12 protein-coding genes are annotated in these 10,194 nt (G+C 40.3%); 5 read left to right on the forward strand and 7 right to left on the reverse strand.

Annotated features, from left to right (window positions below; genetic code table 11):
• Positions 1–96: 96 nt before the first annotated feature.
• Complete coding sequence (gene zds, locus H6F42_RS03395; protein ID WP_190397946.1) at positions 97–1,485, forward strand: 9,9'-di-cis-zeta-carotene desaturase; 1,389 nt, start codon at positions 97–99, stop codon at positions 1,483–1,485.
• Between the two features lie 67 nt (positions 1,486–1,552).
• On the forward strand, positions 1,553–2,989 hold the full coding sequence (locus H6F42_RS03400; RefSeq protein WP_242018308.1) for a Fic family protein: 1,437 nt from the start codon (positions 1,553–1,555) through the stop codon (positions 2,987–2,989).
• Between the two features lie 16 nt (positions 2,990–3,005).
• On the opposite strand, the gene arsJ is transcribed toward H6F42_RS03400, so the two are convergent.
• From arsJ to arsB, 3 genes are all read right to left on the reverse strand, one after another.
• Complete coding sequence (gene arsJ, locus H6F42_RS03405; protein WP_190397947.1) at positions 3,006–4,265, reverse strand: organoarsenical effux MFS transporter ArsJ; 1,260 nt, start codon at positions 4,263–4,265, stop codon at positions 3,006–3,008.
• 196 nt (positions 4,266–4,461) lie between these two features.
• Positions 4,462–5,469: an ArsJ-associated glyceraldehyde-3-phosphate dehydrogenase gene (locus H6F42_RS03410; protein ID WP_190397948.1), complete on the reverse strand. Its 1,008-nt coding sequence runs from the start codon at positions 5,467–5,469 to the stop codon at positions 4,462–4,464.
• Positions 5,470–5,616: 147 nt separating this feature from the next.
• On the reverse strand, positions 5,617–6,687 hold the full coding sequence (gene arsB / locus H6F42_RS03415; protein WP_199288887.1) for an ACR3 family arsenite efflux transporter: 1,071 nt from the start codon (positions 6,685–6,687) through the stop codon (positions 5,617–5,619).
• An 87-nt stretch (positions 6,688–6,774) separates the two neighbouring features.
• On the opposite strand from arsB, the gene H6F42_RS03420 reads away from it, so the two are divergent.
• Entirely contained in the window at positions 6,775–7,101 is a 327-nt protein-coding gene (locus H6F42_RS03420; RefSeq protein ID WP_190397949.1) for a metalloregulator ArsR/SmtB family transcription factor, read from the forward strand.
• Positions 7,102–7,129: 28 nt separating this feature from the next.
• On the opposite strand, the gene H6F42_RS03425 is transcribed toward H6F42_RS03420, so the two are convergent.
• Positions 7,130–7,594: a DUF2214 family protein gene (locus H6F42_RS03425; RefSeq protein WP_190397969.1), complete on the reverse strand. Its 465-nt coding sequence runs from the start codon at positions 7,592–7,594 to the stop codon at positions 7,130–7,132.
• 420 nt (positions 7,595–8,014) lie between these two features.
• Here H6F42_RS03425 and H6F42_RS03430 point away from each other — a divergent pair, with 420 nt between their 5' ends.
• Positions 8,015–8,218, forward strand: a complete 204-nt coding sequence (locus tag H6F42_RS03430; protein WP_190397950.1) for a hypothetical protein — start codon at positions 8,015–8,017, stop codon at positions 8,216–8,218.
• A 363-nt stretch (positions 8,219–8,581) separates the two neighbouring features.
• On the opposite strand, the gene H6F42_RS03435 is transcribed toward H6F42_RS03430, so the two are convergent.
• The 3 genes from H6F42_RS03435 to H6F42_RS03445 form a co-directional block, all read right to left on the reverse strand.
• Complete coding sequence (locus H6F42_RS03435) at positions 8,582–9,058, reverse strand: DUF29 domain-containing protein (RefSeq protein WP_190397951.1); 477 nt, start codon at positions 9,056–9,058, stop codon at positions 8,582–8,584.
• 189 nt (positions 9,059–9,247) lie between these two features.
• On the reverse strand, positions 9,248–9,529 hold the full coding sequence (locus H6F42_RS03440) for a Txe/YoeB family addiction module toxin (protein WP_190397952.1): 282 nt from the start codon (positions 9,527–9,529) through the stop codon (positions 9,248–9,250).
• Positions 9,486–9,692 (reverse strand): prevent-host-death protein, encoded by a 207-nt coding sequence (locus tag H6F42_RS03445; RefSeq protein WP_190397953.1) that lies wholly within the window; start codon positions 9,690–9,692, stop codon positions 9,486–9,488. Before H6F42_RS03445 ends, H6F42_RS03440 begins: the two co-directional genes overlap by 44 nt.
• A 182-nt stretch (positions 9,693–9,874) precedes the next feature.
• On the opposite strand from H6F42_RS03445, the gene H6F42_RS03450 reads away from it, so the two are divergent.
• Positions 9,875–10,075: a hypothetical protein gene (locus H6F42_RS03450; RefSeq protein ID WP_190397954.1), complete on the forward strand. Its 201-nt coding sequence runs from the start codon at positions 9,875–9,877 to the stop codon at positions 10,073–10,075.
• Positions 10,076–10,194: the final 119 nt, after the last annotated feature.

A 10,194-nucleotide genomic window follows, 5' to 3' on the forward strand; every position in this document is an offset into this window, starting at 1 on the left:
AAAGCTCAGAGCTATCCCCCAATTACCCAAACAAGATTACAATATGTTAAGCAAAACTTAACAACAAGGTAACGACAGTAAGGGTCGAGCATAAACATGAAAGCAGCAATTATTGGTGCAGGCTTAGCGGGTATGAGTACTGCGGTCGAACTCAGCGAACAAGGCTATGAAGTAGAACTTTTTGAATCCCGTCCCTTTGTCGGAGGTAAAGTCAGTAGTTGGCTAGACAAAGATGGCAACCATATCGAGATGGGCTTGCACGTATTTTTTGGCTGCTATTACAACCTCTTTGCCCTAATGAAAAAAACGGGAGCCTTCGAGCATCTCCGCCTTAAGGAACATACACATATTTTTGTTAATCCCGGTGGCGCACAGGCGGCTCTTGATTTTCGGAACTTTGGCGGCGCGCCTTTTCATGGACTAAAAGCTTTTGTAACCACAGGACAATTACCACTTAAGGACAAAATCCAAAACGCGATCGCGATCGGGCGGAGTCCTCTAATTCGTGGCTTAGTCGATCATGTTGGCGCAATGAAAGAAATCCGCGCCCTCGACAATATTAGTTTTAAAGATTGGTTTTTGGGGATGGGAGGCTCACAGGCAAGCCTCGATCTGATGTGGGATGCGATCGCCTATGGGTTAGGCTTTATCGACTGCGAGAATATTTCCGCACGCTGTATGCTCACCATCTTTCAGTTCTTTGCATCCCGAACCGAGGCTTCGATTTTGCGAATGTTGGAAGGTTCGCCCGATGTGTTTTTACACAAACCAATTGTGAACTACATCGAATCTAAGGGTGGTAAGTTCCATTTGCGACGAGGTGTGCGCGAAGTTCTCTTTGAAGGCGAAGGCGAAGATACTCGCGTGACTGGGCTAATCGTTGGTAAAGAAGATGGCGAAGAAATAGTAACTGCTGATGTTTATATCTGCGCCACTGATGTTCCGGGCGTAAAGAGAATAATCCCTGAGAAGTGGCGTGTCTGGTCGCAGTTCGATAACATTTACAAACTAGATGCCGTGCCTGTAATTACTGTCCAATTGCGCTTTGATGGCTGGGTTACGGATATTGACAACTTGCTCTATGCAATAAAAGTTGATTTCTCCACCTTTGCAGATTTGGCGATTACTAGCCCCACTGATTACTACAAGGAAGGAGAAGGTTCCCTATTGCAGGTGGTGATTACCCCTGCGGATGATTATATTAAGCTCAGTAATGAAGCGATCGTCGAGAAGATGATTGCTCAAGTACATGAAATTTTCCCCTCTTCTAATAAATTAAATGTGACTTGGTCAAGTGTAGTCAAACTCGCTCAGTCTCTCTACCGTGAAGCCCCGGGGAAAGATCCTTTTCGTCCTACGCAACATACACCTGTAAGCAACTTCTTCTTAGCGGGAAGCTACACAATGCAGGACTACATCGATAGCATGGAAGGCGCGACATTGTCAGGCAAGATGTGTGCGGCGGAAGTACTGAGTCGCAAGTAATCTATAGCAAAACAGAAAATGGCGTAGCCATTTTCTGTTTTGCTATAGATTACTTCCTAGCTTTTTGATGTCAATCAAATTTTTAGGCGATCGCCCACTTATCAATAAAATCCTCTACACTAGAGAAATTAAAATTGAGTTAAAAAGTAGCTCGATGTCCAAAATTAGAGTACCAAAGCCTTTTTCTAATCTCATGGAAGAGTTGGAAACTAGAGAATTTGTACCATTACTCAGTAAATATCATGCAACTGATCGTAAAGGTCGATATTTCCATTGGGATGAGTTTAAATGGAGAGTCGAGCAAGGCGACAACGAAATAGCGGCATGGGTGGCGACTAAAATAGCGAGACAAGCAAGAACTAACTATTTACACCTATTGCAAGCTGAAAAAAATGTCTGCTTTAGTTACTGCATTCCAGACTCACTGTTTGCCCAATTACATTCCATCGATAAAATGATAGGTGGTGGTCAACAAATTAGTGATAGCAATTTTGTGTCATCTGATGACAAGCATCATTATTTTGTTAAAAGTCTCATGCTAGAAGAAGCAATCACTTCATCCCAGTTAGAAGGTGCTTCAACTACTAGGGAAGTTGCCCAAGAGATGCTAAAAAAGAGTCTTGCTCCCACAGATAAGTCCCAACAGATGATTTTTAATAATTATCAGTTAATGAAAAAGGTTATTGAAAGAAAAAATGAAGAATTATCAATTGAATTCATATTAGAACTACATAAGATAGCAACCTATAAGGCAATTGACAATGAGGCTATATCAGGTAGTTTAAGGCAAGAAAATAACATTATCGTTTCCGATTTGTATGGGGAGAATACATTTTATCCTCCAGACTACAAAACCATACAATCCAGACTAGTTAACCTATGCAGGTTTGCAAATCAAGATCATAGTCAAAAAAATCAAGATTTTATTCATCCAATCATTAAGGCAATAATTTTACACTTTATGGTCGCTTATATTCATCCTTTTGGTGATGGTAATGGCAGAACAGCAAGAGCAATTTTTTATTGGAGCATTCTCAGTTCTGGTTATTGGTTGTTTGAATATGTTTCAATTAGTAAATTTATCAAAGAAAAACGTGGGGCTTATGATAAGGCGTTTATCTATACGGAAACTGATGATTTTGACCTCACCTATTTTCTCTATAACCAAATTGATACTATCGAAAAAGCTATAAAATCTTTGCATGAATATATAGATAGAAAAAGACAGGAATTCTATGGCTTTATGCATTGGATAGATAAAAATCCATTGGCGAAAACGTTAATTAGAGGACATCTAGAAATATTAAAAGAAGCGTTGAAATCACCCGGAAAAGAATTTACAGCAAAACAAGTTGCGATTGATTTTGGAGTGACTGAGAACACTGCTAGAAGTTATCTTACTGCCTTGGTTGATAAAAATTTATTAGTTCTCGCTCAATCTAAACGAGGCAAAGCGCGTATTTATATTGCTCCCGCTAACTTAAAAGCAAGATTGGAAATGTAACTCAGGAGGCGATCGCCTATTCTCCGTCAGATTTCCAAGCGATCGCCTTACTGGGTTCAGGATCAGGTAACTTGCGCGTAATCACAGCCGCCGCTAAAACCATGATTGCGGATACCCATAGACAGCCAATTAATCCATGAAATTCATAAATCAACCCAGAGAGAACTGTTCCTGCTAAACGTCCGCCCGAATTTGCCATGTAATAAAAACCAACATTTAGCGCTACTTTGTCATCATCGGTGAAAGCGAGAACTAAGTAGGAATGTACGGATGAGTTAAAAGCAAAGACGACACCAAAAATTAGTAATCCGACGATGATTACTAGGTTTGCGGGGAGATTTAATTGTAAGGCGATCGCAATTACCGCAGGAACCGCAATGAGAGAAGTTGTCCAAAATCGCACAGTTTGCGATCGGGGTGGTTGTCCAGAACCAAAGCGCTTAATCAATGTAGGTGCAAGAGATTGAATCAACCCATAGCCAATCACCCAACAAGCTAAGAAGCCACCAACTTGATAGAATGACCAGCCTAAGACACTTCGCAAAAATACAGGCAATCCCACCACAAACCACACGTCCCTAGAACCAAAGAGAAAGAATCGTGCCGCAGATAGAAAATTGATTTCAGGGCTTTTAGAAAAGAGTTGTTTGAATTTCACTTTCGCCTTGATTTTGCCCATACCCTTAGGCAAAAATAAACCTGTGAACAGGAGCAGAAATAAGCATTCTGCCATAATCCATAGGGAATTTACAAAGCCACATAGTCCTAATAAAGCACTGCCGATAAAAAAGCCCACCCCTTTTAAAGCATTCTTAGAGCCTGTGAGAATTGCAACCCATTTAAACAAAGCCGATTGAGCATCCTGAGGTACGACAAGGCGAATTGCACTTTTGGTACTCATTTTGGTCAAGTCTTTAGCAATTCCCGAAAAAGCTTGGGCGATCATTACATAAAGAACTGATAACCACTGCGCCCATTCAGGATTGAGAAAAGACAACATTATCAGCGAGAAAATCTGTAAGCCAATCCCAGTATAAAGCGTAACTTTTAGTCCTAATTGGGAGCCAATCCATCCGCCTAAAAAGTTGGTAACGACTCCAAAGACTTCATAGAACAGAAATAGCGAAGCGATTTGAATGGGGGTATAGCCAATATTGTTGAAATAAAGCAATACCAACAGTCGCAATGCACCATCGGTAATCGTAAACCCCCAATAGGTGAGGGTGACAAGCACATAATTTTTGAAGTTCGCTTGGGATGCAGTTGAGGAGTTCATGATCAATTTCTCAAGGTTTAGATGATTTGCCCTCACCGATGGCGGCACGTCTTCAAATAACCCCTCCCTAACCCTCCCCTTGCAAAGGGGAGGGAACAAAATTTCTAGTCTTCCCCCTTCGCAAGGGGGAATTAAAGGGGGTTTTTGAGAGTTGCGTGTAAAGGGTAGACCATTGGAAGAGAGTGGAATGAGGGTCTTAAATCGACAACGCCACTTTTCTCGCTAATTCCGCCATGCGACAGGAATAGCCCCATTCATTGTCATACCAAGCCAGTATCTTGACCTGAGTTCCGTCAACAACCATTGTCGAAAGAGCATCAATAATGGATGATCGCGGATCGTCTTTGTAATCAATAGAAACTAGGGGGCGTTCTTCATAGCCTAAAATTCCCTTGAGTTCACCTTCAGAAGCAGCCTTTAATAAACTATTCACTTCCTCAATTGTGGTTTTTCTTTCTACTTCAAACACACAATCTGTAAGTGAAGCATTCAGCAAAGGTACGCGCACGGCTAAACCATTTAATTTGCCCTTGAGTTCGGGATAGATCAGAGTTATCGCTGTTGCCGATCCCGTGGTTGTCGGAATTAGGGACAAAGCCGAAGCCCTTGCGCGGCGCAGATCTTTATGCGGTGCATCAACGAGGGTTTGCGTATTCGTATTGTCGTGAATGGTAGTAATCACACCGTGCTTAATTCCTAAACCTTCATGGATGACTTTCACCACAGGCGCGAGACAGTTAGTAGTGCAAGACGCGGCTGTTAATAGATGATGCTGTGCGGGATCATAGAGATGATCGTTAATTCCCATGACGATATTTAGCGCTTCTTCCTTCACTGGAGCCGCGACGATGACTTTCTTTACATCTTTGGTGAAATAGGGATTTAGGGTTTCGGGAGTGCGGAATTTGCCAGAACATTCCAGTACGATATCAACGCCTAATTCTTGCCAGTTGACTAATTCGGGTTTGGCATATTCGCTAAAGCTAAGGGATTTATGATCAATTTGGATGCGATCGCCTTCTAATCTCACATCACGTTGCCAGCGTCCATGTACCGAGTCAAATGTGAGTAAATGCGCGGCAGCTTCTACGCCGCCCTTGATTTCATTAATATGCACAAATTCTAATTCGGGAAAGCCCCAAGCAGCACGCAGAACCAATCTGCCAATTCTGCCAAAACCATTAATACCAACGCGCACAGTCATAGATTATCTAAAGGTTAAGTATATTTTAAATATTGATTAAGGCAAATATTTATGATAATCAATATATTTATTTTGGCTATATTGATGGAAATCTGTCAACAGCAAAAGCTAAATTATTTGTAGGATGCGTTAGTGCAACGTAACGCATTAATTCTTCTTAATCATATTTTTGGGGTCAAAGAAATTGCGCTTGAACCAAAAAGATAGATTGACAAGGCTAATTAAAACGGGAACTTCGATCAGGGGGCCAACAACCGCCACAAACGCTGCACCTGAATTAATGCCAAATACACCCACCGCCACCGCGATCGCTAGTTCAAAATTGTTACTTGCCGCCGTGAAAGCCACACTCGCCGCTTTGTCGTAATCCGCCTTAATTAGCCAAGCAAAATAAAAGCTAACTACAAACATCGCAACAAAATAAATCAACAATGGAATCGAAATTCTGACGACATCCAAAGGGATTTTTAGCATCAAATTTCCCTTGAGACTGAACATCACCACAATTGTAAACAGCAATGAAATTAGGGTGATTGGGCTAATTTTAGGAATAAATACATTGTGATACCAGCTTTTCCCTTTAATTTTGCTCAGGAAAAAGCGCGTCAAAAAACCTGCGATAAAAGGAATACCAAGATAAATAGAAACAGTTTGTCCAATCTCAATGATACTGATATTCACCACAGTGCTTTGTAAGCCAAATAGCGGCGGTAATACGGTGATAAAAAACCAAGCATAGAAACTATAAAACAGCACTTGAAAAATACTATTAAAGGCAACTAATCCCGCCGTATATTCGGAATTCCCCTTTGCGAGATCGCTCCATACAATCACCATCGCAATACATGGCGCAATCCCAATCAACATCAAGCCCACCATATATTCGGGAGAGTCTCGAAAAAAGGCGATCGCCAAGAAAAACATCAAACTTGGCGCAATTATCCAGCTTTGAAATAGGGATAGCGCCAGAATTTTGCCATTGCGGAAGACATCGCCTAACTCTTCATAACGTACTTTCGCGAATGGTGGATACATCATCAAAATTAAGCCGATCGCGATCGGGATATTGGTAGTCCCAATTTGAAACTGATTGATTACCCGATCCACAGCAGGAAAAAGTACGCCGATCGCCACACCGATCGCCATCGCCAGAAAAATCCAGACCGTCAAAAAGCGATCGAGTATAGAGAGTTTTTTAATCGGCTGTATATGTGCCATGATTGATTTACTCAATATTGATATTAATCAATATTTATAATAATCGATATTTTGTCACCTTGCATTAATTCATGGCACTATAAGTTTATGAAGCCAAATCCCTCGATTACCTGCTGTCCTCCTTTGCTAGAAGGTCGCCTGACCTCTAATGAGGCAAGTTATTTAGCCACAACATTTCGCGTATTGGGGGAACCTGCGCGTTTACAAATCTTGAGCTTAATTGCGGCTCAGCCCAGCCAAGAAGTATGCGCCTGTGAATTGGTGGAAACTTTGGGTTTAGCACAACCAACGGTCAGCCATCATCTCAAAGTTTTATATGAAGCAGGTTTACTGACTAAGGAACGGCGTGGGACTTGGATTTACTATCGCATTTTGCCTGAAAAGTTAGCGATGTTAAGGAATGCTTTGTCTTAAAAAAGCGTCGCTAAGCGACGCTTTTTTATCAATGGAACCAGTTTGCGCCAATTCCTCTTGCCATCATCGAGGCTAGAAGCGGAATTAAGCTAAATCCGAAAAGCTCTATATGAACGATAGTTCTGAGTATTTTGATTTTTTCTGGACTGACTTCGGGAGGCTTTTTGGCTCGAAGATTTTGAATCCACATTAAGAATGAGAATGTAGGATATAGCGACAATAAGCCAACGACAATAAATACAGATATTTTCATCCAGAAAACTGGCTGATGAGTGTAATAATCCGCCCCTTTCTCGAAATACAAAACCCTTAATACGCCTGTTGCTAAGACGGTAATCCCTGCGATGCCATAGACACTATCAGCAATGAGAACTCGCCATCCTTCTTTATTGGTTAAGTCTTGTTTGAGGGTAAATAATTCTGTAGAGAGGGCAGCAAAAATTAACCCTAAGCTCAAATAATGTAGATAGGCAGCGATCGCATTAGCCCACATTGAAATTTTCCTCAAGTCAACAGTCTCAAGATTATTATTATCAGTGAGATTTACTATGATTTATGGCAGATAGTGATAATAATCTATGATATAAATGAAAATATATAAGATTTTGACCTTATTTATAAGGTAATCTCTCAATTACAACTTTAAGTCTGATTATGATTTGATATGGCTCCTCGAAAAAAATCTATAACGCTTAAGTATTTTGGTCAGGGGGGCTGTCAAAATCCCTAGAATTGCATATACCGCTAATGCTCTGAGGTTTCAGTCAGAGGAAGATTTAGAGATTTATATTGAGAGGGTGTTTGAGAAGTTAAGCGAGGCGTTTAAGGAGGATGTGAATCATACCGACATAGAAAAAAGCCTCAGAAGTTTCAGGTAAAAGTTAGTTAAAACAAGTAATAGAGCCGTAGTGTTATGCAAATAAAAGAAATCACTACCGAACAGTTTTGTTTACTAGTTTCTGAAGTTATGATGGAAGTGCTAGAAGAATATATCGATCTAGATGAAGATAAGAAGTTAAAAACAGCAGTTGTAGAACGTTTATTGCAGCAACAACATCAATCAACCGTTATTCTTGCTAGTCAGGCTATGCAATCAGTGGGACTTAATTGGGATTAGTTAGAGTATCGATTTTACTCCTGAGGCGATCGCTGATCTTGTGAAAATCCACCACCTTAATCAAATACGTATAGCTCGTAAAATCAAGTGATTAGGTGAAAATTTTAAACAAATTACGCCTCTATCGCTTTCTGGCAATTTATCAAACTTTTTTTAAGCTGCGTGTTGGAGATTATCGAGTTATTTATGCGATCGCGCAATCACAAAAAAGTGTCATTATCTATCAGATCGGATAACTTCGAGAAATTTATGATTAGATGAATGATCCCCTATTTTCCACATCAAACAGCGATCGCACCCTCATTACCCATAAAACCTGATCGCCTAAATCTCCACATCAGACAGCGATTAAATTAGATAAGATTAGAGTGAATTTTGAATATCTTCCCAAAAGTCCAAATTGATCAGATCATCAAGTGATCGGCTGAATTGCCATGTTTCTGGGAACTGCGTTGTCTTATATTCTGGACGCAGTTTTTTGAGACATTGCTGATAAACCGTATCAAGGATTTTTGAATAGTCATTCTGCAAACTGGGGGAAGTTTCGATTAAATCCTCAATTTCAGGGCGAATATTGCGAATAGTTCTTTCCCATCCGTTGTATTCTAGTGGCATATCGACATAGCATCGTTTTATAATATGTTCGATGAGAGCGCGAATTTGTCCCTTGAGCGCATTTTTTTGAGCTTTTCCCAATGAGTCAATCTCCTCAATCAAATTATTAATATCTAGTTGTTTAAAGTCCCCAGTGTGTAAACGGGCAATCGTTTCTTCTGTCCATAGCAAGAAATCACGGTCATATAAACTTGATGATTTTGTTGATATTAAAGCTTCTGCCATTTTTTTGACTCCTCGCTAAATTATGCGATCGCCTACTCAATGCTTTAGAGATTGTATATCTTTCTCTATTCTAAACGAATTTAATGCCTGAAGACACCTGATCGCCTATCTCCTAAAAACCAAACAGCGATCGCCCTTTTCACCACCCGCAAACCTGATCGCCTATTCCTCCACATCAAACAGCGATTTTTAGTAGTGAAAGCGACAGGCAAGAATTCTGATTTTATCGTCTAGGACTTCATACACTAGACGATGTTCTTGATCAATACGGCGTGACCAGCAACCAGATAAATCGTGTTTTAATGCTTCAGGTTGTCCTGTGCCTTCAAATGGATTACGTTGGACTTCACGGATCAGTTTGACGATTTTTAAAGCTTTTTTACGATCATTCTCAATCCACCAAGCTAAGTCTTCAAAAGCATCTGTATCAAATTCCAAGTTTTTCACAGGCTGATTCCAAAGAGATTCCATCTTGACGCTTTCTAGCCGAAAGTAGTCTTTTTTTCATTGCTGGACTACTGAGTAAATAGGCTGTTTCTCTTTCTGCCATTATTTCTCGCCAAAAGGAAATGGGAACAACTACGGAAACCGTTTGTCCTTCTGAATCACAGATGTATTGTAATGCGTTAGTCATAGCAGTCAATATAACTTACTGGATTAATCATAATTATAACTGATCGCACACTCACCACCCACAAACCTGATCGCCTAAATCTCAACATCAAACAGCGATCGCATACTAATAAAACTCAATCGAGATTGCAAAAACTATGTATTACGAAATACAATTAGATTAGTAACATTCAAATATCGAATATGCTAAAAACTCTCTGGGCTACTGTTCAAAAAGGAAAAATTGAGTTGTTGGAGGCTTCAGAACTAGTAGAAGGGGCAAAGGTATTAGTGACTGTACTTTCTGATGACTATGAGTCTGAGTTTTGGATTCGGGCGAGTCAGACATCACTTGATGCAGTTTGGGATAATACTGAGGATGATATCTATGCCGAATTACTCTAAAAATATGGCTTTGTTGCATGAAACAAAAGAAGGCAAAAGAAAGAGGATATTAGGATAGATAATTAACGAGTAACAGGATAGGAAAGAGGTTTAGCGAGTTGAATCATGCGATTGAGCGC

The sequence above is a fragment of the Pseudanabaena sp. FACHB-1998 genome (assembly GCF_014696355.1).
In the GTDB taxonomy this organism is placed as follows: domain Bacteria; phylum Cyanobacteriota; class Cyanobacteriia; order Pseudanabaenales; family Pseudanabaenaceae; genus Pseudanabaena.

Bases quoted from the DNA above. Each gene is read 5' to 3' on its own strand.
- zds (WP_190397946.1), top strand. From the start codon at position 97: ATGAAAGCAGCAATTATTGGTGCAGGCTTAGCGGGTATGAGTACTGCG.
- H6F42_RS03400 (WP_242018308.1), top strand. From the start codon at position 1,553: ATGTCAATCAAATTTTTAGGCGATCGCCCACTTATCAATAAAATCCTC.
- arsJ (WP_190397947.1), bottom strand. From the start codon at position 4,265: ATGAACTCCTCAACTGCATCCCAAGCGAACTTCAAAAATTATGTGCTT.
- H6F42_RS03410 (WP_190397948.1), bottom strand. From the start codon at position 5,469: ATGACTGTGCGCGTTGGTATTAATGGTTTTGGCAGAATTGGCAGATTG.
- arsB (WP_199288887.1), bottom strand. From the start codon at position 6,687: ATGGCACATATACAGCCGATTAAAAAACTCTCTATACTCGATCGCTTT.
- H6F42_RS03420 (WP_190397949.1), top strand. From the start codon at position 6,775: ATGAAGCCAAATCCCTCGATTACCTGCTGTCCTCCTTTGCTAGAAGGT.
- H6F42_RS03425 (WP_190397969.1), bottom strand. From the start codon at position 7,594: ATGTGGGCTAATGCGATCGCTGCCTATCTACATTATTTGAGCTTAGGG.
- H6F42_RS03430 (WP_190397950.1), top strand. From the start codon at position 8,015: ATGCAAATAAAAGAAATCACTACCGAACAGTTTTGTTTACTAGTTTCT.
- H6F42_RS03435 (WP_190397951.1), bottom strand. From the start codon at position 9,058: ATGGCAGAAGCTTTAATATCAACAAAATCATCAAGTTTATATGACCGT.
- H6F42_RS03440 (WP_190397952.1), bottom strand. From the start codon at position 9,529: ATGGAATCTCTTTGGAATCAGCCTGTGAAAAACTTGGAATTTGATACA.
- H6F42_RS03445 (WP_190397953.1), bottom strand. From the start codon at position 9,692: ATGACTAACGCATTACAATACATCTGTGATTCAGAAGGACAAACGGTT.
- H6F42_RS03450 (WP_190397954.1), top strand. From the start codon at position 9,875: ATGCTAAAAACTCTCTGGGCTACTGTTCAAAAAGGAAAAATTGAGTTG.